We start from the raw sequence: 22,508 nt of genomic DNA, 5'->3' as shown, positions 1-22,508 counted from the left end.
AATAAGCGCCGAATCGCAGGCGCCCCATCGATGCAATCTTGTTTTTTGCAGCGCCATTGTTCCCAATGAAAGGCGTGACATTCGTGGCTTGGACCGGGCCTGCCCGCCCGCCCAGTGCTTTCGGAGGTGACAGGAGGATGCCCCGCGCGGGGTGAAGCGAGACTGGGAAAGGAGCACGGGGAACATGCCGAACGGCACCGTGAAATGGTTCAATACCACGAAGGGTTACGGGTTCATCGCGCCCGAGGAAGGCGGCAAGGACGTGTTCGTGCACATCTCGGCCGTCGAACGCTCGGGGATGACGGGGCTCGCCGACAACATGAAGGTGGCCTACGAGCTCAAGGAAGGCCGCGACGGCCGCATGATGGCCTCGGACCTGCGCGCCCTCTGAGCGGGCGCCGCGGGGGCGGATCGCCCCGCCCCCTCGTTCATCGACAGTTCCCTCACGCGGCCTGAAGGCGGCGGGCTTCCTCTCCCGCGAGCCGGATCAGGTCGCGCATGAAGGGCTTTTCCAGGTCCCCCGTGCGCGAGGCCGCGTAGAGCCGTCGCGTGAGCCCGGTTTCGGTCAGCGGGCGGGTGACGTAGTCGGAATTGTACTTCACCTCGCGCACCACCCAGTCGGGCAGTACCGCCACGCCCCGGTTCGAGGCCACCAGCAGCAGGATCACCGCCGTCAGTTCCACCTGCCGGATCGCCGCCGGTTCCACCTTTGCGGGTGTCAGAAGCTGGCTGAAGATGTCGAGCCGTGAGCGCTCTACCGGGTAGGTGATGAGCGTCTGCCCCCGGAAATCCGCTGCGTCGATCCAGGGCTTCTGCGCCAGCGGATGGGTCGAAGCCGCCACGAAGACGGGGCTGTATTCGAAGAGCGGCGTGAAGGTCACGCCCGGCAGGTCCTCGGGGTCCGACGAGATCACCACGTCGACTTCCTCCTTCATGAGCGCGGGCAGCGCGTCGAAGGCAAGGCCGGGCCGGATGTCCACGTCCACGTCACCCCAGCTTTTCCGGAAACTTTCCAGCACCGGGAACAGCCACTCGAAGCAGGCGTGGCATTCGATGGCGATGTGCATGCGCCCGGTCTGCCCGCTGCGCAGGCCCGAGAATTCCTCGGCCAGCGCCTCGACCTGCGGCAGCACCTGCTCGGCCAGCCGCAAAAGCCTCTGCCCCGCGGGCGACAGCTTCATGGGCTTCGATCGCCGCACGAAAAGCTCGACGCCCGCCTGGTCCTCCAGCCCCTTGATCTGGTGGCTCAGCGCCGATTGCGTGATGTTGAGGGCATCGGCCGCCTTGGCCAGCCCCCCGTGATCGTGGATCGCCTTGATGGTCCGCAGGTGGCGGAACTCGATATGCATGCTGCGCTCATATTGGTCTTGAGATTTATGAGTTTGTCTCACAATGCTGCGCATGCGACAAGAGGCGAGACACCAACAGGAGCCTGCCATATGCGCCGCCCCGAGATCTCGCTCGAATTCTTCCCGCCCAAGAACATCGAAGGCACCTTCCGCCTGTGGGACACGGTGCAGGTGCTTGCGCCGCTCAACCCGCGCTTCGTCTCGGTGACCTACGGGGCCGGCGGCACCACGCGGGACCTGACCCGCGACGTGGTGGCCACGCTGCACAAGCATTCGGGCCTGCGCACCGCCGCCCACCTCACCTGCGTCGAGGCCACCAAGGAAGAGACGCGCGAGATCGTGCGCGGCTTCGCCGATGCCGGCGTGAAGGATATCGTCGCCCTGCGTGGCGACCCGCCGAAGGGCGCGGACGGCTTCACGCCCCACCCCGAAGGCTACGCCAACAGCGTCGAGCTCATCGAATCGCTGGCCTCCGAGGGCGACTTCAACATCCGCGTCGGCGCCTACCCCGACGTCCATCCCGAGGCCGCCGATGGCGCCGCCGACATCGACTGGCTCAAGCGCAAGCTCGACGCCGGCGCGACCGAGGCGCTGACCCAGTTCTTCTTCGAGGCGGACACCTTCTTCCGCTTCCGCGACGCCTGCGTGAAGGCCGGCATCGACAAGCCCATCGTGCCCGGCATCCTGCCGATCGAGAACTGGAAGGGCGCCCGCCGCTTCGCCGAAAGCTGCGGCACCAAGATCCCGGCATGGGTGATCGACGCCTTCGAGAAGGCCGAACGCGACGGCCGCTCGGACCTGCTGGCCACCGCCATCTGCACCGAGTTGTGCTCGGAACTGATCGAGGGCGGCGTGGACAAGCTCCACTTCTACACCCTCAACCGCCCCGAGCTCACCCGCGACGTCTGCCATGCGCTTGGCGTCACCCCCGATGTGCGGCTCGAGAACGTCGCCTGACGCCGCTTGAAGCCCGCGCCGTTCCGGGCAAGGTTGCGCGCGAAACCGGGGCCCCGCCCCGGCGCCAGCTTGCGGAAAGGGGCGCGCCATGCGCATCGCCATCAACGGGTTCGGCCGCATCGGCCGGACCATCCTGCGCCAGGTCCTCACCGACCCACATGCGGATGACATCACGATCACCCGCATCAACGACATCGCCCCGCCGGAAACCTGCGCCTACCTGCTGAACTACGACAGCGTCTACGGGCCCCTGCCGCAGCGGGCCGAGGCCCGCGACGGCGCCCTGCACGTGTCCGGCCGCGTCATCCCCCTTACCCAGATCGCCGACCCGGGCGCCCTGAACCTCGGCGCCACCGATCTGCTCATGGAATGCACCGGCAAGGTAAAAACGCGCGACGACGCCCTGCGCACCCTCGACGCGGGCGCCACCCGCGTGCTGGTCTCCCGCCCCTGCGAGGGCGCCGACGTGACCTGCGTCATGGGCGCCAACGAAGACCAGATGGGCGCGGCGCGGATCGTCTCGAACGCGTCGTGCACCACCAACGCGCTGGCCCCGCTGCTGCGCGAGCTGGAGAGCCGCTTCGGCATCCTGACCGGCCACATGACCACGATCCACTGCTACACCGGCAGCCAGCCCATGGTCGACGCGCCGCGCGGCGACACGCTGGTGCGCTCGCGCGCCGGGGCGGTCTCGATGGTGCCCACCACCACCAGCGCCATGAAGCTCATCGACCGCGTCCTGCCCGACCTCGCCGGCCGCGTCACCGGCGCGGCCGTGCGGGTGCCCACGATCTCGGTTTCCGCCGTGGACCTCACCGTGCGCCTCAAGGCACCGCCCGCCGACATGGCGCAGGCCCTGCGCGAGATGGCGAACGACAGCGCCGTGATCGGCCTTACCGAGGACCCCACGGTCTCGACCGACCTGCGCGGCCGCCCCGAAAGCCTCGTCCTCGCCCCGCACGAAACCCGTGTCACCGGCGACCAGGCGCGCATCTTCGGCTGGTACGACAACGAATGGGGCTTCTCCGCCCGCATGCGCGACATGGCCCGTCGGATGACGAGCTGAGATCTGCCACACGCGCAACAGGTCCCCTCTCCCCTCGGGGGAGAGGGCTAGGGTGAGGGGGATCAGACCGACGTCGCGCCGCCGCCCCCGTCGATGCGGTAGTAGGCGCCGGTAATGAAGCTCGCCTTGTCGCTCGCCAGGAACAGCATCAGGTCCGCGATCTCGTCGGCCTCGGCATAGCGGCCCAGCGGCACCGAGCTCTCGAACTGCTTGCGCGCCTCTTCTTCGCGACCCTTCATGGCGTTGGCCTCGATCGACCGCATCATCTGCGTATCGACACCCGAGGGGCAGACCGCGTTCACCCGGATGTTGTCACCGGCCACTTCCAGCGCCACGGACTTGTTGATGCCAAGCACCGCGTGCTTCGAGGCGACGTAGGCGCTCATGCCGGGCGCGCCCAGAAGACCGCCGTTCGACGCGGTGTTGACGATGGCGCCGCTGCCCTGCTTCTGCATCTGCGCCACGACGTACTTCAGCCCGAGCGCCACGCCGATCACGTTGATGTCCAGCACCTTGGCATAGTTCTCGCGTGTCTGTTCGGTGATGGGCTTGAAGTCGCCGTTGATCCCGGCGTTGTTCACGAAGACATCGATCCGGCCAAAGGCCTCGACCGTCTGGTCGACATAGGCCTTCACGTCCTCTTCCTTCGAGACATCCGCCGCGACCAGAAGCGCCCCGTCGAGATCGGACGCCGCCTTTTCCAGCGCCTCGCGGCTCAGGTCCACCAGCGCAAGTTCGCGCCCTCTGCCGCGAACTTGCGCGCGGCGGCGATGCCGATGCCACCGGCGGCACCGGTGATCAGGACGACCTTGTTCTCGAAATCCATGAGATATCTCCGATAGTTACCGTGCCCTGTATACCGGGGCACACCAATCACGTATGCGGCGGGCCGCTGCGCGAAAACTGTGCAGATGCACAAGCCTCCCGCAGCTGGCGCACGCAACTCTATGCGACCATGCCAAAACCCGCCGATCCCCTCAGATCCCGAATTGCCCGCTCACCCGGCGCAGCTACTTCCCCGGTCATGACAGTCTCGCTTTCCCGCCCGGTCGGCCCGGTTCTGATCCTCGACGACATCACCGACGCGACCCTGCACCTCGCGGCGCTGTTCATCGCGCCCAAGGGCGACACCCCGCCCCCGGTCGAGACCGAGGCCGAGCCCACAGCCCCCGAACCGCTCGCCCACTATACCGATGTCACCGTCTGGCGCGCGCGCTTCACCCTGCCCGCCGACCGCGCGGCAAGCTACACATGGGACGGCACCACCTACGAGGTTGCCGCCGACCTCACCGGCGACCTGCGCCTCGCCTATGTCTCCTGCAACGGCGAGGAAATCGGCGACCTCGACCGCGAAGGCTCCGAGCGCAACGCCATGTGGGCCCGCCTGCGCGAGGAACACCGCCGCGCGCCCTTCTCGCTCCTGCTGCATGGTGGCGACCAGGTCTATGCCGACGAGGTCACCCGCGGCCACGCGCTCAGCGACGACTGGCCCGACGAGGTGCCCGATGACCCGAGCCCGCAGGAACTCGCCTCGCTCACCACGCACCTGCGCGAACGCTTCCTCGAACGCTACGCGACGCTCGATGCCTCGCCCGAATTCGCCTGGATCGCCGCGCGCGTGCCCTCGCTCATGCAGTGGGACGACCACGACATCTGCGACGGCTGGGGGTCCCTGCCCGGACGGCGCACGAATTCCGCCGTGGGCCAGACGCTCTTCGCCGCCGCGCGCGAGGCCTTCCTGACCTTCCAGCACGCCTGCGCCGACGGCGACCTGCCCGGACGCTTCGCCGATCCCACCGGCACCCACCTCGGCTGGCGCGTCGAGGCCCCCGGCCTGCCGATCATCGCCCCCGACCTGCGCGGCGAACGCAACAGGCGCGCCGTCATGGGCCCCGGCGGCTGGAAGATGATGGAACTCGAGGCCACCCGCCCCCGCGAAGGCCACGCGATGATCCTGTCGAGCGTGCCGCTCCTCGGCCCCCGCCTGTCGCTGCTCGAAGCCGTCATGGTCGCGATCCCCAAGATGCAGGAATACGAGGACGACCTGCGCGACCAGTGGCAAAGCCGCGCCCATCGCGGCGAATGGCGGCGGATGCTGCGGCTGGTGCGCGACATGGCCCGCAATGACGGCCAGGCCGTGACGGTCCTGTCGGGCGAGATCCACCTTGCCACCCGCGCGGTCATGGACCTCGGCAATGGCGATGTCCTGAACCAGCTCGTGGCTTCGGGCGTGGCGCACCGCGCGCCGCCAAAGGCCTGGGCGCGGTTCCTCGGCGCGCTGTCGTGGCTGGGCGAAGACCCGCTTCAGGGCCACCCCATCGCCATCCGCACCCTGCCCGGCCAGCCGCACCGCTACGTGGCCGAACGCAACTACCTGATCCTGTCACGCAAAGGCGCGGACTGGTCCGCCCGCTGGGATCTCGAGGAAAGCGGCATGACCGCGCCGCTGCCGCTTCAGCGGCAGTGACGCGGGTGCATCAGTTGTTGAAGAGGAAGTGCAGGACGTCGCCGTCCTTCACGGTATAGGACTTGCCCTCGGCGCGCATCCGGCCCGCGTCCTTGGCACCCTGCTCGCCGTTGTGGGCGATGAAGTCGTCGTAGGAAATCGTCTCGGCCCGGATAAAGCCCTTCTCGAAGTCACCGTGGATCACGCCCGCCGCCTGCGGCGCCTGCGTGCCGGTCTTGATCGTCCAGGCGCGCGCCTCCTTGGGGCCCACGGTGAAATAGGTCTCGAGGTGCAGCAGGTCGTAGCCCGCCTTGATAAGCCGGTCGAGCCCGGCCTCTTCCAGCCCCAGCTCCTCCAGGAACTCGGCGGCTTCCTCGGCGTCGAGCTGGCTGATCTCTTCCTCGATCTGGGCCGAGATCACGACGTGGCCGTTGCCCTGCTCCGCCGCCATGGCGGCGACCTTCTCGGACAGCGCGTTGCCGGTGGCGGCGTCCGCCTCGTTCACGTTGCAGACGTAGAGCACAGGCTTGGAGCTCAACAGTTGCAGCATCCGCCAGGCCTTCTGGTCATCCTCGGCCACCTCGACCATGCGCGCGGGCTTGCCCTCTTCCAGCACCGCCAGCGCATCCTTCATCAGGCGCTCCTGCTGGATCGCCTCCTTGTCGCCGCCCTTCACCTTGCGGACGATGTTCTGAAGCCGCTTCTCGAGGCTCTCCATGTCCGCGATGATAAGCTCGGTCTCGATGGTCTCGGCATCCGACACCGGGTCCACGCGGCCGTCGACGTGAGTCACGTCGTCATCCTCGAAGCAGCGCAGCACGTGGGCGATGGCATCGACCTCGCGGATGTTGGCCAGGAACTGGTTGCCCAGCCCCTCGCCCTTGGACGCACCCTTCACGAGACCCGCGATGTCCACGAAGGTCATGCGCGTCGGGATGATCTGCTTGGACTTCGCGATCCCCGCGAGCTTGTCCAGCCGCGTGTCGGGAACGGCCACCTCGCCCACGTTGGGCTCGATGGTGCAGAAGGGAAAGTTCGCGGCCTGCGCCGAGGCAGTCCGCGTCAGCGCGTTGAACAGCGTCGACTTGCCCACGTTGGGCAGCCCCACGATCCCCATCCGAAAGCCCATGTTCTCGCTCCTTGGCCAATGCTGGCGCCGCTTCTAGGGGCCCGCGCCGCAAGGCGCAAGCGGGCGCGGCCTCAGCCCGCCACAGCCCTCTGCTCCGGCAGCGCGTGCCGCCAGAACCGCCAGCCCAGCAGCACAGCCGCGACCCCAAGGCCCAGCACCAGTCCGAACCAGACCCCCGGCGCACCATAGCCCAGCGGAAACCCGAACAGCCAGGCCGCCGGCAGCCCCACGCCCCAGTAGGCCACCGCCGCCATGATCATCGGCACCCGCGTGTCCTGCAAGCCGCGCAGCACGCCCAGGTGGATCACCTGCATCGCGTCCACGAGCTGGAACAGCGCCGCAAAGGCCAGCAGCGCCGCACCCACCGACAGGATCGCCGCCCGGTCCGGATCGTCGGGCGCCACGAAGAGCCCCATGAGCACGTTCGGCACCGTCAGGAACACCACCGTCGCCAGAGCCACCACGCCCAGCGACAGCATCACCGTGACCGAGGCGCCGCGCTCCAGCCGCGGCGCGTCGCCCTTGGCCTGCGCGTTGGAGGCCCGCACCGTCGCCGCATTGGAAAGGCCAAGATGCACCATGAAGCTCGCCGTCGCGATCTGCAGCGCGATGCCATGCGCGGCCAGCGGCACCGTGCCCAGCCAGCCCACCATGACCGCCGTCGCCGCAAACAGCGCCACTTCGGCCAGCGTCGTCACCCCGATGGGCAGGCCCAGCCGGAACACGCTGCCGAACATCTCCCAGTCGGGCTTCCAGAAGCGCACGAACAGCTGGTGATCGGGCAGCTTGCGCAAGGCATAGGCCGCCACCAGCACCAGCATCGTCCCGTGCGACACGAGCGAGGCCAGCGCCGCCCCGGTGATCCCCAGTTCCGGAAAGCCCAGATGCCCGAAGATCAGCACGTAGTTGGCCAGCGCATTGGCCACCGCCGCCGCCACCGTCACCCAGAAGACCACCCGCGTGTGCTCGAGGCCCGCGAGGTAGTTCTTCAGCACCATGACACCCAGCGCCGGCAGCATGCCCCAGCCCGCCACCCGCAGGTAAAGCTGGGCATTGGCCGCGACTCCCGGCTCCTGCCCGATGGCGCGCAGGATCGGCGCCGACCACCACATCAGCGGCATCACGACGACGAAGAACAGGATCGACAGCCACAGGCCCATGCGCGTCGACCGGCGGATCATCACCTCGTCCCCGCGCGCGGCGAAATCGGCCACCATCGGCATGACCGCCCAGGCAAAGCCCGATCCGAACAGGAACAGCGTCATGAACAGCGACTGCGCCAGCACCAGCGCAGCAAGCTCCGGCACACCGTACCAGCCCATCATGACCGTGTCGGTCAGGCCGATGGCGAACTGCGCCACGTGCCCGCCGACAAGCGGCAGGCCGAGGCTCAGGATCGCGCGCGCATGCGCGCCCCGTGTCATGGTGTGCATCTGTGCCATGCGGCGGCTTTGGCACGGCCCCGCGCGCAGGGCAATCTTCGATCAGATGGCGCGCAGCAGAAACTCGCCGGCAATCACCGCAATGACACTCCCCGCCAGCATCTCGATGGCGGCAAGCGACCAGGCAGCCCCCGGACCCGCGGCGAGCCGCGTGAGCGCGCCCTGGCGCAGCGTGACCGCGGCCACTCCGACGACGACCGTCACCGTGGCCGTGCCCAGCCCCATGGCAAAGGCCCCGAGGATGCCGGCAAGATCCAGCCCCATGCGCCAGGTCAGGATCAGCAGGAACAGCGCGCCGGTGCAGGGGCGGATCGCCACCGCGCCGATCACCGCCAGAGCGTCACGCAGCGAATGCACGTTCTCGGCCTGCTCCAGGCTTGGCCCGTGCGCGTGTCCGCAGGTGGCGCAGACCGCGCCATGATCGTGACCGTGGTCATGATCGTGATGCCCGTGGGCGTGATCGCCATGGTCGTGATGGTGATGATCGTGCGCCCCGGCCCGCCGGGCCCGCCAAAGCGCGCGCAGGCCCCGCAGCGCCAGCCAGACCCCGATCAGCGCAATCGCCCCGTAAGAGGCCGGCGCCATCCAGCGCTCCGCCGCGCCCTCCATCTCGGTCCGGCCCCAGCCCAGCAGCCAGAGCGCCCCGTAGACCAGCAGCACCGCCGCCGCGGCCTGCGCAAGGCTCGAGGCCACCGCCAGCGCCGACAACCGCCAGAGCGTGACCTGCCGCGCCACACCGTAACCTCCGATCAGGATCTTGCCGTGTCCCGGCCCCGCCGCGTGGAAGAACCCGTAGCCAAAACAGACACCCAGCAGCGCCGCCAGCGCCCCCGGCTCGCCCGCGCGCAGCGCCCGCAGCCCCTGTGCCATCGCCGTCTGCGCCTCGCGCTGGCCGCTTGCCGCCCAGACGGCCAGCCGGTCGTCGCCGCCGAAACCCCAGAGCCAGACCGCGGCCGCGACGACCGCCAGCGCCGCGATCAGGAGCGCGGTTCGCACGCGAGTCGTACCTCCGCCGCGAAATGCACGCCAAGTTCGATGGTCTGGAACATGTCCTCCGAGGCGGTGTTCAGCGATTCTGCCAGCGCCTTGTCGGCCTCGCCCGGCGTCGCCGGCGTGATCTCGGAGCGGCAGGGCCCCTCCACGCTCACGTCGGTCAGCGTATAGGCCACGTAATAGGTCGGATCGTACTGCTCCAGCAGCATGTCCTGCGCCGGGACCTCCGGGATCGGACGATGATGAGAGGCCACGATCCGCCCGTCCTCGACCGCGATCGCCGTGGGGGTCGGGCGCGCAAGCTCGACCTTCTCGCCATCGCGGTGCACGTAGAGATCACCCTCGAATCCCGGTGGCCACTCCACCAGGTCGAAGCCGTGAAGTTGCTCCAGTTCCTCGTCGGTCAGCACCCCGTCCCCGTCGGGATCGAGCCCCATGTCCTCGAGGATCAGCAGGGTAAAGAAGTCGTCGTAGGTCCAGGTGACATCGACCCCGGTGACCTCGCCGCTGTCGTTCAGGATCAGGTGCAGGTCGCTGTCCACGAAGACATGCGGATGCGCCCCGGCCGGGGCGGCCGCCATCATCGCAAGAAAAAGGAAGCAGCAACGCTGAAACATGAGCTATCGCTTAGTGCAGTCCTTGGGGCACCGCAAGAAATGCGAACCGGCGCACACCGTGGCGTGTTATCCTGTGAGCGATTTCTCGCAGGGCGGCGCTGGAGGCGTCCATGGCGGAAGCCATCGACCTGACCCATTTTTATGACGACACCCGCGCCTTTCTCAGCGAACTGGCGACGAACAACGACCGCGACTGGTTCCAGGCCCACAAGGCCCGCTACGACAGCGATCTCAAGCGCCCGGCCGAAAAGCTGCTGGCCGATCTCGCGCCCCGCCTCGCCCGCCTTGGCGGCAGCAGGACGCGCGGCAAGCTCTTCCGCCCTCATCGCGACATGCGCTTTTCCGAGGACAAGCGCCCCTACAACACCCACCTGCACCTGCTCTGGACCCATCCCGACGGGCGCGGCTGGTTCTTCGGGCTCTCGCCGGATTACGCCACCGCCGGCGCCGGCGTGATGGAGTTCACCGCAGAGGTCCTCGCCGCATACCACCGTGCGGTCGCAGCCCCCGGCGGCAGCCGCCTTGCCAAGCTGCTCGAAGGCGCCGGCTGGCGCCTCGACGCCCCGGCACTGGCGCGGGTTCCGGCGCCCTACAGCGCCGAGCACCCGCGCGAGGCCCTGCTGCGCCGCAAGGGTCTCGTCGCCTGGCAGGACAATCTCGACGCAGCGCTCCGCAACGACCCGCGGGCCGCGCTGGAACGGGCCTTCACCGCCCTCGCGCCGCTGCAGCATTGGCTCGCCACGGTCCTCGCCGGCACCTAGCCCGACAGCACGTCGCGCCAGCTGTGCTGCGGCGCAAAGCCCAGCATCTCGCGCGCCTTGCGGTTGGAATAGAAGGTCTCTTGCGCGCCCATCTCGTGCTTGACCGGCACGCCCTGGTAGAACCGCTTGCGCACCTCGGCGTTGCTCGCCCCCACCGACAGGTCATCGTTCGACACGTTGAACACCTCGTAGCCCAGCCCGTCGGTCTTCAAAGCGCAGTCCACCATCAGGCCAAGATCGCGCACGTCGATATAGGCAAAAATATTGCGCCGCCGCAGCCCCGGGTCCTTCACGTAGGCCGGGAAATCGCGTTCGTATTCATGCGGTTCGATCACGTTGTTGATCCGCAGCCCGTAGATGTCTGCGCCCGTGCGCCGCTGGAAGCTGCGCCCCGTCACCTCGTTGGCGACCTTCGACATGGCATAGGCATCCTCGGGCACCGTCGGGTGCTCTTCGTCCACCGGCAAGTACTCGGGCTTGCGCTCGCCCTTGGCAAAGCAGATCCCGTAGGTCGTCTCGGACGAGGCGAAGATCACCTTGCGGATGCCCAGCTTCGTCGCCGCCTCGAGCACGTTGTAGGTCGACAGCGTGTTGATGCGGTAGGTCTCCGGATCCGGCACGATCCCCACCCGCGGGATCGCCGCGAAATGCACCACCGCATCGAACCCCGGAGCCGCGGGCCCGGTCTCGAACTCGTCCAGCCCGATGAACGACGTCATCGCGCTCCAGACCTGCCCCGGGTCGGTCAGGTCGGTGATCAGGTCGGTCACGCCTTCGGCCCCCAGCGGCTTCAGGTCGGCATTCAGAACATCGTGCCCTTGCGCCGCCAGCCAGGGCGCCACGTGCTGCCCGGCCTTGCCCGAACCGCCGGTAAAGAAAATGCGCATCTCCGTCTCCTCCATCTGTGCTGCCGCAGAGGCTGGCGCTCCACGCGCCGCCGTCAAGCCCGCATCTGCCCGCCCCGCGCAGCCATGCCATTGATTTTCCCCCGCCCATCCGGCAAGGGATCACCAATCAGCCGGAGGACCCAATGACCCGCATCGACACCAAATTCGAAAGCCTGCGCAGCCAGGGGCGCAAGGCCTTCGTCGCCTACATCATGGCGGGCGACCCAGACCTCGAAACCTCGCTTCAAGTGATGAAGGGGCTGCCCTCCGCCGGTGTCGACGTGATCGAGCTGGGCGTGCCCTTCACCGACCCCATGGCCGACGGCCCCACCATCCAGCTCGCCGGCCAGCGCGCGCTCGAAGGCGGCCAGACGCTGGAGAAGACGCTCCAGATGGTGCGCCGCTTCCGCGAGGAGGACGTCGACACGCCCATCGTGCTCATGGGCTACTACAACCCCATCTACAACCGCGGGGTCGAGACCTTCCTCAAGGACGCGACCGAGGCCGGCATCGACGGGCTCATCGTGGTGGACCTTCCCCCCGAAGAGGATGACGAGCTCTGCATCCCCGCCCACAAGGCCGGTCTGAACTTCATCCGCCTCGCCACGCCCACCACCGACGACAAGCGCCTGCCCAAGGTACTCGAGAACACCTCCGGTTTCGTCTACTACGTCTCGATCACCGGCATCACCGGCTCGGCCGCGGCCCAGTCCACCGACGTCGCCCCCGAGGTCACGCGCATCAAGTCCCAGACCGACCTGCCCGTCATCGTGGGCTTCGGCATCCGCACGCCGGATGCCGCGGCCGAGATCGCGGGCGTCGCCGACGGCTGCGTCGTGGGCTCCGCCATCGTGAGCGAGATCGCCGCCGGCAAGCCGGTCGCGCAGGTGCTGGACTTCGTGAAGGGCCTCGCCGAGGGCGCCCACCGAGTCTGAGGCAAGGGGCGGCGCAAGCCGCCCGCTTCGTTCCGCAGGCCGACGCCAATTGCACGGCAACACATCACCCGGGCCCGCGTCCGCAGCGCCCCCGCGCGCATCGCCGACCCATCTCCCCCTTGCGCCAAACGCATGGCGGCCATGCGTTTTATCCTTTGATTTCAAACGGAAAGCGCGCCCCCCTTTGGCCTGGATCAGTTTCCGGGCCGTCCCTCTGTGCCACCTTCCCGTCACAACGAAGAAGGAAGGGACCACTCCCATGAAGCTCGTAAACCTCAGCCTCGGCTCCCCTCTCCTGGTGGGCGCGCTTTCCACCGCTCTCGCTGGGCCTGCCATGGCGCAATCCCAGGGGGACTGGACCCTCGGCATCGGGGTCATCAAGGTCTCCCCGCAGGACGACAGCGGCACCCTCGCCGGCGCGGACGCCGAGGTCGACGACGACACGCAGCTGTCGCTGACCGGCGAATACTTCATCCGCGACAACCTCGGCATCGAGCTCCTGGCCGCGACGCCTTTCGAGCATGATATTTCCCTCGGCGGCTCCAAGATCGGCTCGACCAGGCACCTGCCGCCCACCGTGTCGCTGGTCTACCATGTCCCGACGCAGACCAAGATCACGCCATTCTTCGGCGCCGGCCTGAACTACACCACCTTCTTCGACGAAGAGACAGACCTTGGCGATCTGGAGTTGGAGGACAGCTTCGGCTTTGCCGCCACCGTCGGCGCGGATTGGGCGATCTCCGACCGCGACTCCCTGCGCCTGAACGTCCGTTACATGAACATCGAAACCGACGCGAAGCTGAACGGAGACTCCATCGGCACCGCCGAGATCAATCCGGTCGCGATCGGCGCCTCCTTCGTTCACCGTTTCTGAGCGCCGCTCGGGACGGGGCGGCATTGACCCCACAGAGTCCGTCCATTCCCACTGGTGCCGCCCCGGGGGCGGCACCATTTTTTGTGAAGCGCCGACAAAGTCACGCCCGCCTCGCCTCCCTGCCGCCGCTCCGGCGATCTGGTCGGGCGACCAACCAGCCTCTTTGGGAATCCTTCTCCCCCGATCCAAAGCGCAAAGCCGCGCATCGCAGCCGCGCGCGGTGGCGATCCTGCCCGCTGATCCGCGCGCTTTATCCCGGCAAACCCGAAAGACCTCGACACGACGCACCCAGCCTCAGCCAAATCGCCGCCGCGTGGGGGCGCGGTCATGCCGGAGGCATGCTTTCAGCATGACGATGCGCGGCGCGCCTCGTCTCCGCGCTTGGGCTGCACACTCGGAAGGCAGAGCGGCCAGCACTGAACCGCGGCCCGAACCAAAGCGTAAAGCCGCGCAGCGCAGCCGCGCGCGGTGGCGATCCTGCCCGCTGATCCGCGCGCTTTATCCCGGCAAACCCGAAAGACCTCGACACGACGCACCCAGCCTCAGCCAAATCGCCGCCGCGTGGGGGCGCGGTCATGCCGGAGGCATGCTTTCAGCATGACGATGCGCGGCGCGCCTCGTCTCCGCGCTTGGGCTGCACACTCGGAAGGTAGAGCGGCCAGCACTGAACCGCGGCCCGAACCAAAGCGTAAAGCCGCGCAGCGCAGCCGCGCGCGGTGGCGATCCCGACCGTCGATCCCCGCGCTCTATCCCGGCAACCCCGAAAGACCCCGACACGACGCGCCTAGCTTCACCAAATCACCGCCGCGTGGGAGCGCGGTCATGCCGGAGGCATGCTTCCAGCATGACAATGCGCGGCGAGCCTCGTCTCCGCGCTTGGGCTGCACACTCAAAAGGCAGAGCGGCCAGCACTGCACCGCCGCCCGATCCAAGGCGCGAAGCCGCGCATCGCAGCCGCGCGCGGTGGCGATCCAACCCGCTGATCCGCGCGCTTTATCTCAGCAACTCCGAAAGACCCCAACACGAAGCACCCAGCGTCCCCAAATCGCCGCCGCGTGGGGGCGCGGCTGCGATGCGCGGCGGGCCTGCGGCCCTTGATCCCGCGCAGGGGGCTTCGCACTCGGGCGTCGTTCCAGACTTCTTTGCGCTACCAGATGCGGCGGGCTGATCAACCGCCCGGATTACGGACGTAGTTACTCTTCGTCCGGGCGCCACCAATATCCGCAGCGAGCCGACTGTGTTGCCCTGCCCAGCAATCGGCATTAGACAGACCACATGCGCGTCTATAAATTCTATCCCGCCAAATGGGGGCTTGAAGCTTTGTCCAAGCGGCGCCTCAAAGTATCGCCGATTGACGAATTGAATGATCCATTTGAGTATCTTTCGCTTGATCTGGGTGAGAAGAGTGTACGAGCTTGGGCCAAAGAGTTTCGAAAAATTGTCACTGAGGACAATGGAATAATTTCTTTCTCAAGCAATTGGTCTCAGCCACTAATGTGGGCTCACTACGCGGATTCCCACAAAGGCGTCGCATTGGGCTTTGAGATCCCTGAGCGGCTTCTGTTTAAGATTGACTACGTAGAAAATCGGATCAAGCCCACGATGGATGTCGACCACTCCAGAGCATCCATGAAGATCTTAGTCCAAAAATTATTGCGGACAAAGCATAGTGAATGGTCTTACGAGAAAGAGTTTCGGCTGGTTCGCCCATTAAAGAATTGCATTCGTGAGGGCAATAACTTCTTCACGGATTTCAACGAGACAACCCCCCTAAAAGAGGTTATTCTTGGCGCAAGATATCAAACTTCACATGCCGAACAACTCTCATCTGAATTGAAATCCGAGGGCATCAGCTTTCAAACTGCTCGTGCGGAGTTCAAGGGATTTCGAATGACAACTCAGAAATCGGCTGGTCTCCAAAAACAGCTTTGAGCGTCTCGAACTACACCGAGCGCATTGCGAACATGGTGTTGTCCGTAGCATCAGCCAATGTGGACTCTAAGCTACCTTTTTCGGCATCCGCTACTAACTTCAGCTTTGCCGACAACGCTCAAGTCTGCAAAGCTTGAAACGCCGCCCCTCCCCAAACGCACCCGACACACCGCCCTGCCAAATCCCGCCCATGCCCCTCGCCCTCTACACCTTCGGCCAGTTCGCCAGGCCATCCGAGGACCCGGCCAACGACGGCTTCCATGCGCTGAACGATCCGGTCTTTGCGCGCGTCGATGCGGCGCCGGGGCTGATCGCGCGGTCGGGCTATCCGGACGAACCCGAGGGCCCCGAAAGCTGGGGGCCGCAGGTCTATCCCGGGTTCTGGCAGGACAATGGCGACGGTTGGGCCCCCTCGACGCTCTCGCTCTGGCGCGATGCGGCCTCGGCCCATGACTGGATCTACGGCGGCCTGCATGCCCGTGCCATGGCGCAGGGGCGCAAGTGGTTCGTGGAGCCCCGATGGCCACCCTACGTGCTCTGGAGGCACCGCCGCAAGGACCGCCCGACCTGGGCCGAGGGCGTCGCCCGGATCGAGGCGCTGCACGCCCACGGCCCCTCGCCCGAGGCCTTCACCTTCCGCGAAGCGCTCCGCGACCGGGGGCCGGTGTCCGAGCCCTAGACGGACCGCCCGCGCCCCTGTCCCTGCGGGACAATCTTGCGACGAGGTTAATTCGAATATTTAACTCATTGATTTATATAGAGGACAAAGACGTCCCGGCCCGGGACACCCCCGCGACGTCCCGGCGAGGACGTCCCGGATCACTCGGCCCAGTCGCCCGAAAAGCCCTTGGGCACCATCAGGATATCCCGGTCCACATCCTTGACGTCGGTCACCCCGCAGAGCCCCATGGTGGTCTCCATCTCCTTCTGGATGACCTCCAGCGCGCGGGTCACGCCCTTCTCTCCCATGGCGCCGAGGCCGTAGACGAAGGCCCGCCCGATCCAGGTGGACTTGGCCCCCATCGCCACCGCCCGCAGCACGTCCTGCCCCGACCGGATGCCGCTGTCGAGGTGGACCTCGATCTTGTCGCCCACCGCGTCGACCACCTTCTCCAGCGCCCGGATCGAGCTGATCGTCCCGTCGAGCTGCCGCCCGCCGTGGTTCGACACCACGATGGCATCGGCCCCCACATTGACCGCCTCGAGCGCGTCGCGCGGGTCCATGATCCCCTTGATGATGAGCTTGCCGTCCCACATCTTCCGGAACTGCCGGATGCGGTCCCAGTCGAGCGACTGGTCGAAGGCCTCGGCCGTCCAGGTGGTCAGCGACGAGGGATCGGTCACCCCCTTGGCGTGCCCGATCACGTTGCCGAAGGCCCGCCGCTTGGTCTGCAGCATGCCCAGGCCCCAGCCCACCTTGGTGGCGAGGTTGGCCACGCTCTTCGGCGTCAGCTTCGGCGGCGCCGACATGCCGTTCTTGATGTCCTTGTGGCGCTGCCCCATGATCTGCAGGTCCACCGTGACCACCGCCGCCGAACACCCCGCCGCCTTCGCCCGGTCGAAGAGCCGCTGCATGAAGTCGTCGTCGGTGAGCGTGTAGACCTGCATGTAGAAGGGCTTGCTCGTGTGCGCCGCCACGTCTTCGATAGAGCAGATCGACAGAGTCGAGAGGCAGAAGGGCACGCCGAACTTCTCCGCCGCCCGCGCCGCGTGGATCTCGCCGTCGGCATGCTGCATCCCCGTCAGCCCCACCGGCGCCAGCCCCACCGGCATCGCCACATTCTCGCCCAGCATCTGCGTCCGCGTGTTGCGCCCCGCCATGTCCCTGGCGACGCGCTGCCGGAAATAGAGCTTGTCGAAATCGCTGACATTCTCGCGAAACGTCTGCTCCGACCAGCTCCCGGACTCGCAGTAATCGTAGAACATCTTGGGCACCCGACGGCGATAGATGCGCTTGAGGTCTTCGATCTCGGTGATGACGGGCATGGCGTGTTCTCCACCTTGGGGCCGGCGTTTCGTCAGGATTGGTTAGGTTTTCTTACCGATGGGGTGCGGGACGCGCAATGTGCGGCTGCCGGACAAAGCGCCGCGTGGCGCGGTTTCCGGGTTGCAACCTTGTTCCAATGGCGATGGCATCCGGCGCAAAGGAGCTCTCATGGCCGCAAGATACGCACTCGATCGCAACAGTTTCGGCCCGCCGAGGACGTGGGCATGATTCTCTGGGGCCTTCTTGCCAGCCTCTGCGCCGGTATGATGACCGCGGTGGGCGCGCTTCCCGTGGCCTTCGGTCGGACGATCTCGCGATCGAACCGCGACACGCTTCTGGGCTTTGCAGCCGGCGTGATGATCTCGGCCTCGTTCTTCTCGCTCATCCTTCCCGGGGTCGCCCGCGGCGAAGAAATCTATGGCAGCACCACCGCGGCCGCACTGGTCGCGGGGCTCGGCATCGCGCTCGGCGCCTGGATGGTCGCGGCGCTCAATGCCCGCATCCCGCACGAACACTTCGTCTCGGGCCCCGAAGGCTCGGACCCCGGGGCCCTGCCGAAGATCTGGCTCTTCGTGATGGCGATCACGATCCACAACTTTCCCGAAGGCATGGCCGTCGGCGTCGGCTTCGGGGGCGGGGACGTGACCAACGGCATGTCGCTGGCCACCGGGATCGGCCTGCAGAACGCGCCCGAAGGGCTCGCCGTGGCTGTGGCGCTGCGCGGCCAGGGCTACGGCAGGCTGCGGTCGGTCTGGATCGCGACACTGACGGGACTGGTCGAGCCCATCGGCGGCGTCATCGGCGTCGCGGCGGTGCAGGTGTCGGCCTTCGCGCTACCACTGGGGCTCAGCTTTGCGGCGGGCGCCATGCTCTACATCATCAGTCACGAGATCATCCCGGAAACCCACCGTCACGGACACCAGGACAGGGCCACACGCGGGCTGATCTTCGGGCTCATCCTGATGATGCTTCTGGACGTGATCCTGGGCTGACGGCGGCGCAAGCTTGACAGGGCACCCGCCACGACGCATATGAGGCAGGACGCTGCGCCGCCGCGTGAGCAGGCAGGGCGAGAAGACGCCCACAGCGCACCCATCCCGGTTCCCCATCACGCAGGGTTCTGAAGCGACGGCCGGAAACGCGGGACACGCCCGTGTATCCCGAGGCCGCGCTGCACCCTCTCGCGCGTCGCGCCCTTTGGCGGGACCACGCGATCTGCCGCCGGCATGTGTGCCCTCGCGGCTGCAAAGGAAGCAACTTGTTCGATTTCGACATGCTCGGCCTCGCGCCGACCCTCAATACCGCCCTCCAGAAGGCGGGCTTCAACGAACCCACCCCGATCCAGAACGAAGCGATCCCGCTCGCGCTCGACGGGCACGACATTCTCGGGCTGGCACAGACCGGCACCGGCAAGACGCTGGCCTTCGGCCTGCCTCTCATCGACCATCTGCTGAGCCGGCAGGGCAAACCCGCGCCCAAGTCGGTTAAGGCACTGGTGCTCGCCCCGACCCGCGAACTGGTGAACCAGATCGCCGAGAGCCTGCGTGGCCTGATGGGTGACACCCACCTGCGCATCGGCACCGTCGTCGGCGGCCAGAGCATCAACCGCCAGATCAATTTCCTCAGCCGCGGCACCGATATCCTGGTGGCGACGCCCGGCCGCCTGATGGACCTTATGGACCGGGGCGCCGTGGATCTGAGCACCGTGCAGCACCTGGTGCTGGACGAGGCGGACCAGATGCTGGATCTCGGCTTCATCCACGCGCTGCGCAAGATTGCGCCGGCGCTCGGCACGCCGCGCCAGACCATGCTGTTCTCGGCCACCATGCCGAAGCAGATGGAAGAGCTGTCGCGTGCCTACCTGAACAACCCGAAGCGGGTGCAGGTCTCGCCTCCGGGCAAGGCGGCGGACAAGATCACCCAGTCGGTCCACTTCCTCGACAGGAACCGCAAGGGCGACAAGCTTCGCGAGATCCTCTCTGCGGATCGCGACGCGCTCACCCTGGTCTTTGGGCGGACCAAGCACGGCTGCGAGAAGCTCATGAAGAGCCTCGTGGCGGACGGCTACAACGCCGCCTCGATCCACGGCAACAAGAGCCAGGGTCAGCGCGACCGGGCGATCAAGGCCTTCCGCGACGGGACGACGACCATCCTCGTGGCCACGGACGTGGCGGCGCGGGGAATCGACATTCCGGGCGTGGCCTACGTGATCAACCACGACCTGCCCGAGACCCCGGACAACTATGTGCACCGGATCGGGCGGACGGCGCGGGCCGGGCGCGAGGGTGAGGCGATCTCGCTCTGCTCGCCCGAAGAGGTCGGCCTGCTCGGCCAGATCGAGAAGCTGATGAAGATCGATATCCCCGTCGCCTCGGGCAGCCGTCCGGCGGCTTCGGAGGCCGAAAAGCCGGGCCGCCGCGGTGGTGGCGGAGGCGGTCGTGGCCGCGGGCGCGGTCAGGGCCAAGGCAAGCCCCAGTCGGCAGGCAAACCGGGCGGCCAAGCGCGCCGCCGCCGGTCACGCCGGGCGGCCTGATCGCGATCCGGAGGCCTCCCGGGCCGGGACGTCCCGGGCATGTCCCGGCCCGGGCATGTCCCGGGCCGGGACACATCTTCAGCGTATATAAATCAATGGGTTACAGAGAAGAGTTAACCCTTTGGTAGGATTGTCCCGGGCGGGATGCGCAAAATGCGCGTCCCGCCCTTCGCGTTTCCTTCAGGATAGAGAGGCCGCTGCCAGAACTCCGAAGTGTTTACCGGGAGGTGGCGTGGCCGCGAGGAACCGCAATCAGCACAGTGCTCGTCAGACCTCAGCGCGTGGCGATGAACAGCCCGATTCATGAAGGCGGCTCATGGGCGACAGTGATCCGAACGCCATTCAGGACGGACGACCCGAGGGCTAGGTCGGATGGGAAAGGCTCGCGCGGAAGCGCCGAAAAGGCCGCCGCGCGACCACCCCATCCCAGGAGACCCCATATGCCCGGAGGAGCCCCCTCGCCTGCCCCTACACGGCGCTTTGCGTTGCTCGCCATCGGCCTTGGTGCGTTCGGCATCGGAACCACGGAGTTCGCCCCCATGGGGCTCCTCCCCGCGATCGCCGAGGGCGTCGACGTCTCGATCCCGGCCGCCGGGCAGCTGGTCACCGCCTACGCCGTGGGCGTCATGATCAGCGCTCCCTTCATGACGCTCTACCTTGCCCGCTTCGGACAGAAGCGCGCGCTGCTGATCGCCATGGCGATCTACATCATCGGCAACCTCGTCTCGACGGTCGCACCCGAATACTGGTCGCTCATGGCCGGACGCCTGATCACCAGCCTCTGCCAAGGCGCATTCTTCGGCTTCGGCGCCGTGGCGGCCACAAGCGTGGTGCCGCCCGAGAAACGCGCCAGCGCACTGGCGATCATGTTCATGGGGACAAGCATCGCCAATATCGGCGGGGTGCCCGCATCGTCCTGGATGGGCGAGACGATCGGATGGCGCGCGGCCTTTGCCGTTACCGTGGGCCTCGGGATCATCGCCTTCACCGCGCTGGCGTTTGCCCTCCCCGAGGGAGAGCCGGGCCGCCGCGCCGAGGTGCGCCGTGAACTGGCAACGCTGCTGCGGCCCCAGATGCTCGTGACGCTGGCCGCCACCGTACTTTTCGCGAGCGGGTTCTTCGCGGTCTACACCTATATCGCGCCCTTCCTCGAAGAGGTGGCCGGAGCCGGCCCCCGTTTCGTGACGCTGTTGCTCGTGCTGATCGGTGTCGGGCTGACACTGGGCAACTGGCTTGGCGGCAAGCTCGCCGACCGGTCCCTACGCCACGGTGCCATGCAGGCCATGGCTGCCCTGGCCGTGACCTCGCTGGCGCTGCCTCTGATGGTTGGGTCTATTCCAGGGACGATACTCGGCACGCTCGCGTGGTCGGCATCGGCCTTTGCCTGCGTGCCCGCCCTGCAGATGCGCGCGATGCGGGCCGCCGAGGATGCACCGAGCCTGGCCGCTTCGATGAACATCGCGGCCTTCAACCTAGGCAACGCCGTCGGCGCGGCCGTGGGAGGCGCGGTGATCGGGCTTGGGTTCGGCGTGGCAGCCGTGCCGCTGGCGGCAGCGCTTCTTGCACTGATCGGGCTGGGGGCGCTGAGAATGCAACGCCCGGTCGGCAGCTCCGTGACAGTCGGGTGATCCCGACCAGTTGCGACGAGGGTGCGCTCCACCCGGGAGCGCGCCCTTTTTTTTGCGGTCCGGTTCGGAAGATCAGGCGGCCTTGCGACGCACGCGGGTGACCACGCCGATGGCACCGAGCCCTGCAAGCATGAGCCCCAAGGCGCCCGGCAGCGGCACGGCGGAGACATTGGCATTGACGGTAAAGCTCGAGGGCGAGTTGGTGCTGTAGAAGCGGGCGAAACCGTAGACCGGCCCGTCGTAATCCTCGGGGACGAGGAAGGAATAGCTGTCTTCGGAGGCCCACTGGTTGGCGTAGAGTTCACGCCCTTCCATGTTCTCGGCGTCGAATTCGTCGTCCTGGATGGTCCAGTCCCATTCGGCCATGGTGAAAGGCGTCGCGGAAAGCCGGATCAGCATGTTCGATCCGCTGCCAGCGTTGGTCAGCGTGAAGTCGAGACTGCTTCCGCCCTGAAGACTGTCGAACCAGAAGTACTCGAAATCCTCCGACCCGTTGGAGCTGCCGATGATGGTGCTGTACCCGCTGAAATTCGTGGGCGAGTCGTAGGTATCGCCGAACTCGCCGAAATCGGCTTCGTTGAGGGTCGCGGCGCCGGCGGCCGCGGTCGAGAGGGCGAGTGCAGCGACGGCTGTGAGGATCTTACTGAACATATCGAAAACTCCGTGGCGCCTTGGCGTGCACGAACATTGTGTCACTCGAAGGGCGTGACGGTGACGTAAGGTCTGACAGTCTGCGCATACAGCGGAAGACAAAAAGACGTAACGTCAACCTCTCCAATTGTTGCCCCTGCGGCACCCGATCCCGGCGAGACGAGAAATTGTTGAGAGGAGTTTACGAAATTTGATCGCGAAAAGGACATTCAGCCGTGAGAGCAACCTAGGCCGTGTTGACAAAAGGGTTTCACGCCGACCGGAAGGCGTGATTCAAGCTGGTATCTGCGATGGAGACCAGCTTGGCACGAGACCTGATGT

22 protein-coding genes are annotated in these 22,508 nt (G+C 66.8%); 12 read left to right on the top strand and 10 right to left on the bottom strand.

The genetic code is table 11. The features are described from left to right. Positions 1-184 precede the first annotated feature (184 nt). Positions 185-391, top strand: a complete 207-nt coding sequence (locus C8N44_RS05955; RefSeq protein ID WP_107975270.1) for a cold-shock protein — start codon at positions 185-187, stop codon at positions 389-391. A 52-nt stretch (positions 392-443) separates the two neighbouring features. Here C8N44_RS05955 and C8N44_RS05950 read toward each other — a convergent pair whose 3' ends face one another. Continuing rightward, positions 444-1,349, bottom strand: a complete 906-nt coding sequence (locus tag C8N44_RS05950; protein ID WP_107975269.1) for a LysR family transcriptional regulator — start codon at positions 1,347-1,349, stop codon at positions 444-446. 90 nt (positions 1,350-1,439) lie between these two features. On the opposite strand from C8N44_RS05950, the gene metF reads away from it, so the two are divergent. Together metF and C8N44_RS05940 are read left to right on the top strand one after the other, a co-directional pair. Next, positions 1,440-2,306 (top strand): methylenetetrahydrofolate reductase [NAD(P)H], encoded by an 867-nt coding sequence (metF, locus tag C8N44_RS05945; RefSeq protein ID WP_107975268.1) that lies wholly within the window; start codon positions 1,440-1,442, stop codon positions 2,304-2,306. An 88-nt stretch (positions 2,307-2,394) separates the two neighbouring features. Then, positions 2,395-3,372: a type I glyceraldehyde-3-phosphate dehydrogenase gene (locus C8N44_RS05940; RefSeq protein WP_107975267.1), complete on the top strand. Its 978-nt coding sequence runs from the start codon at positions 2,395-2,397 to the stop codon at positions 3,370-3,372. A 62-nt stretch (positions 3,373-3,434) separates the two neighbouring features. Here C8N44_RS05940 and C8N44_RS05935 read toward each other — a convergent pair whose 3' ends face one another. Together C8N44_RS05935 and C8N44_RS23790 are read right to left on the bottom strand one after the other, a co-directional pair. Continuing rightward, the gene (locus C8N44_RS05935) at positions 3,435-4,097 is read right to left on the bottom strand and encodes an SDR family NAD(P)-dependent oxidoreductase (RefSeq protein WP_244641004.1); all 663 of its coding nucleotides are present in this window, start codon (positions 4,095-4,097) and stop codon (positions 3,435-3,437) included. Further along, a complete protein-coding gene (locus tag C8N44_RS23790; protein WP_244641003.1) occupies positions 4,088-4,198 on the bottom strand; it encodes an SDR family NAD(P)-dependent oxidoreductase in 111 nt (36 codons plus the stop codon). The genes C8N44_RS05935 and C8N44_RS23790 overlap by 10 nt, the downstream gene beginning before the upstream one ends. A 198-nt stretch (positions 4,199-4,396) precedes the next feature. On the opposite strand from C8N44_RS23790, the gene C8N44_RS05930 reads away from it, so the two are divergent. Then, the gene (locus tag C8N44_RS05930; RefSeq protein WP_107975266.1) at positions 4,397-5,839 is read left to right on the top strand and encodes an alkaline phosphatase D family protein; all 1,443 of its coding nucleotides are present in this window, start codon (positions 4,397-4,399) and stop codon (positions 5,837-5,839) included. 10 nt (positions 5,840-5,849) lie between these two features. On the opposite strand, the gene ychF is transcribed toward C8N44_RS05930, so the two are convergent. The 4 genes from ychF to C8N44_RS05910 all read right to left on the bottom strand — a co-directional run bounded on the left by ychF (position 5,850) and on the right by C8N44_RS05910 (position 9,999). After that, positions 5,850-6,947, bottom strand: a complete 1,098-nt coding sequence (ychF, locus tag C8N44_RS05925; protein ID WP_107975265.1) for a redox-regulated ATPase YchF — start codon at positions 6,945-6,947, stop codon at positions 5,850-5,852. Between the two features lie 71 nt (positions 6,948-7,018). Beyond that, positions 7,019-8,389 (bottom strand): MATE family efflux transporter, encoded by a 1,371-nt coding sequence (locus C8N44_RS05920; protein WP_244641002.1) that lies wholly within the window; start codon positions 8,387-8,389, stop codon positions 7,019-7,021. A 42-nt stretch (positions 8,390-8,431) separates the two neighbouring features. After that, positions 8,432-9,385: a nickel/cobalt transporter gene (locus tag C8N44_RS05915; RefSeq protein WP_107975264.1), complete on the bottom strand. Its 954-nt coding sequence runs from the start codon at positions 9,383-9,385 to the stop codon at positions 8,432-8,434. Continuing rightward, positions 9,367-9,999 (bottom strand): DUF1007 family protein, encoded by a 633-nt coding sequence (locus C8N44_RS05910; protein WP_107975263.1) that lies wholly within the window; start codon positions 9,997-9,999, stop codon positions 9,367-9,369. The genes C8N44_RS05915 and C8N44_RS05910 overlap by 19 nt, the downstream gene beginning before the upstream one ends. 110 nt (positions 10,000-10,109) lie before the next feature. Between C8N44_RS05910 and C8N44_RS05905 the strand changes: the two genes are divergently transcribed. Continuing rightward, positions 10,110-10,760: a TIGR02453 family protein gene (locus C8N44_RS05905; protein WP_107975262.1), complete on the top strand. Its 651-nt coding sequence runs from the start codon at positions 10,110-10,112 to the stop codon at positions 10,758-10,760. On the opposite strand, the gene C8N44_RS05900 is transcribed toward C8N44_RS05905, so the two are convergent. Beyond that, on the bottom strand, positions 10,757-11,647 hold the full coding sequence (locus C8N44_RS05900) for an NAD-dependent epimerase/dehydratase family protein (RefSeq protein ID WP_107975261.1): 891 nt from the start codon (positions 11,645-11,647) through the stop codon (positions 10,757-10,759). The genes C8N44_RS05905 and C8N44_RS05900 overlap by 4 nt on opposite strands. Positions 11,648-11,790: 143 nt before the next feature. On the opposite strand from C8N44_RS05900, the gene trpA reads away from it, so the two are divergent. From trpA to C8N44_RS05880, 4 genes are all read left to right on the top strand, one after another. Beyond that, a complete protein-coding gene (trpA, locus tag C8N44_RS05895) occupies positions 11,791-12,582 on the top strand; it encodes a tryptophan synthase subunit alpha (protein WP_107975260.1) in 792 nt (263 codons plus the stop codon). Between the two features lie 259 nt (positions 12,583-12,841). Continuing rightward, a complete protein-coding gene (locus C8N44_RS05890) occupies positions 12,842-13,456 on the top strand; it encodes an OmpW/AlkL family protein (protein ID WP_107975259.1) in 615 nt (204 codons plus the stop codon). A gap of 1,275 nt (positions 13,457-14,731) precedes the next feature. Beyond that, positions 14,732-15,388 (top strand): DUF2971 domain-containing protein, encoded by a 657-nt coding sequence (locus tag C8N44_RS05885; protein ID WP_107975258.1) that lies wholly within the window; start codon positions 14,732-14,734, stop codon positions 15,386-15,388. Between the two features lie 190 nt (positions 15,389-15,578). Continuing rightward, positions 15,579-16,067, top strand: coding sequence for a DUF3291 domain-containing protein (locus tag C8N44_RS05880; RefSeq protein ID WP_107975257.1), 489 nt, complete (start codon positions 15,579-15,581; stop codon positions 16,065-16,067). A 140-nt stretch (positions 16,068-16,207) separates the two neighbouring features. Here C8N44_RS05880 and C8N44_RS05875 read toward each other — a convergent pair whose 3' ends face one another. Then, a complete protein-coding gene (locus C8N44_RS05875) occupies positions 16,208-17,374 on the bottom strand; it encodes an alpha-hydroxy acid oxidase (protein WP_107975256.1) in 1,167 nt (388 codons plus the stop codon). Between the two features lie 225 nt (positions 17,375-17,599). Here C8N44_RS05875 and C8N44_RS05870 point away from each other — a divergent pair, with 225 nt between their 5' ends. The 3 genes from C8N44_RS05870 to C8N44_RS05860 all read left to right on the top strand — a co-directional run bounded on the left by C8N44_RS05870 (position 17,600) and on the right by C8N44_RS05860 (position 21,536). Then, positions 17,600-18,367, top strand: coding sequence for a ZIP family metal transporter (locus tag C8N44_RS05870; protein ID WP_107975255.1), 768 nt, complete (start codon positions 17,600-17,602; stop codon positions 18,365-18,367). Positions 18,368-18,633: 266 nt separating this feature from the next. Then, positions 18,634-19,908 carry a DEAD/DEAH box helicase gene (locus C8N44_RS05865; protein WP_107975254.1) on the top strand — a complete coding sequence of 425 codons (1,275 nt, stop codon included), beginning with the start codon at positions 18,634-18,636 and terminating at the stop codon, positions 19,906-19,908. Between the two features lie 440 nt (positions 19,909-20,348). Beyond that, complete coding sequence (locus tag C8N44_RS05860) at positions 20,349-21,536, top strand: MFS transporter (RefSeq protein ID WP_107975253.1); 1,188 nt, start codon at positions 20,349-20,351, stop codon at positions 21,534-21,536. Positions 21,537-21,608: 72 nt separating this feature from the next. Here C8N44_RS05860 and C8N44_RS05855 read toward each other — a convergent pair whose 3' ends face one another. Beyond that, a complete protein-coding gene (locus C8N44_RS05855) occupies positions 21,609-22,187 on the bottom strand; it encodes a VPLPA-CTERM sorting domain-containing protein (RefSeq protein WP_107975252.1) in 579 nt (192 codons plus the stop codon). Positions 22,188-22,508 lie beyond the last annotated feature (321 nt).

The organism is Allosediminivita pacifica (genome assembly GCF_003054175.1).
GTDB lineage: Bacteria > Pseudomonadota > Alphaproteobacteria > Rhodobacterales > Rhodobacteraceae > Allosediminivita > Allosediminivita pacifica.
The sequence above is the reverse complement of the archived record's forward strand: the minus strand, read 5'-3'. Positions and strand labels throughout refer to the sequence as shown.

Excerpts from the sequence above, each read along its gene's own strand:
- C8N44_RS05955 (WP_107975270.1), top strand. The coding sequence starts at position 185 with ATGCCGAACGGCACCGTGAAATGGTTCAATACCACGAAGGGTTACGGG.
- C8N44_RS05950 (WP_107975269.1), bottom strand. The coding sequence starts at position 1,349 with ATGCATATCGAGTTCCGCCACCTGCGGACCATCAAGGCGATCCACGAT.
- metF (WP_107975268.1), top strand. The coding sequence starts at position 1,440 with ATGCGCCGCCCCGAGATCTCGCTCGAATTCTTCCCGCCCAAGAACATC.
- C8N44_RS05940 (WP_107975267.1), top strand. The coding sequence starts at position 2,395 with ATGCGCATCGCCATCAACGGGTTCGGCCGCATCGGCCGGACCATCCTG.
- C8N44_RS23790 (WP_244641003.1), bottom strand. The coding sequence starts at position 4,198 with ATGGATTTCGAGAACAAGGTCGTCCTGATCACCGGTGCCGCCGGTGGC.
- C8N44_RS05930 (WP_107975266.1), top strand. The coding sequence starts at position 4,397 with ATGACAGTCTCGCTTTCCCGCCCGGTCGGCCCGGTTCTGATCCTCGAC.
- ychF (WP_107975265.1), bottom strand. The coding sequence starts at position 6,947 with ATGGGCTTTCGGATGGGGATCGTGGGGCTGCCCAACGTGGGCAAGTCG.
- C8N44_RS05920 (WP_244641002.1), bottom strand. The coding sequence starts at position 8,389 with ATGGCACAGATGCACACCATGACACGGGGCGCGCATGCGCGCGCGATC.
- C8N44_RS05910 (WP_107975263.1), bottom strand. The coding sequence starts at position 9,999 with ATGTTTCAGCGTTGCTGCTTCCTTTTTCTTGCGATGATGGCGGCCGCC.
- C8N44_RS05905 (WP_107975262.1), top strand. The coding sequence starts at position 10,110 with ATGGCGGAAGCCATCGACCTGACCCATTTTTATGACGACACCCGCGCC.
- C8N44_RS05900 (WP_107975261.1), bottom strand. The coding sequence starts at position 11,647 with ATGCGCATTTTCTTTACCGGCGGTTCGGGCAAGGCCGGGCAGCACGTG.
- trpA (WP_107975260.1), top strand. The coding sequence starts at position 11,791 with ATGACCCGCATCGACACCAAATTCGAAAGCCTGCGCAGCCAGGGGCGC.
- C8N44_RS05890 (WP_107975259.1), top strand. The coding sequence starts at position 12,842 with ATGAAGCTCGTAAACCTCAGCCTCGGCTCCCCTCTCCTGGTGGGCGCG.
- C8N44_RS05885 (WP_107975258.1), top strand. The coding sequence starts at position 14,732 with ATGCGCGTCTATAAATTCTATCCCGCCAAATGGGGGCTTGAAGCTTTG.
- C8N44_RS05880 (WP_107975257.1), top strand. The coding sequence starts at position 15,579 with ATGCCCCTCGCCCTCTACACCTTCGGCCAGTTCGCCAGGCCATCCGAG.
- C8N44_RS05875 (WP_107975256.1), bottom strand. The coding sequence starts at position 17,374 with ATGCCCGTCATCACCGAGATCGAAGACCTCAAGCGCATCTATCGCCGT.
- C8N44_RS05870 (WP_107975255.1), top strand. The coding sequence starts at position 17,600 with ATGATTCTCTGGGGCCTTCTTGCCAGCCTCTGCGCCGGTATGATGACC.
- C8N44_RS05860 (WP_107975253.1), top strand. The coding sequence starts at position 20,349 with ATGCCCGGAGGAGCCCCCTCGCCTGCCCCTACACGGCGCTTTGCGTTG.
- C8N44_RS05855 (WP_107975252.1), bottom strand. The coding sequence starts at position 22,187 with ATGTTCAGTAAGATCCTCACAGCCGTCGCTGCACTCGCCCTCTCGACC.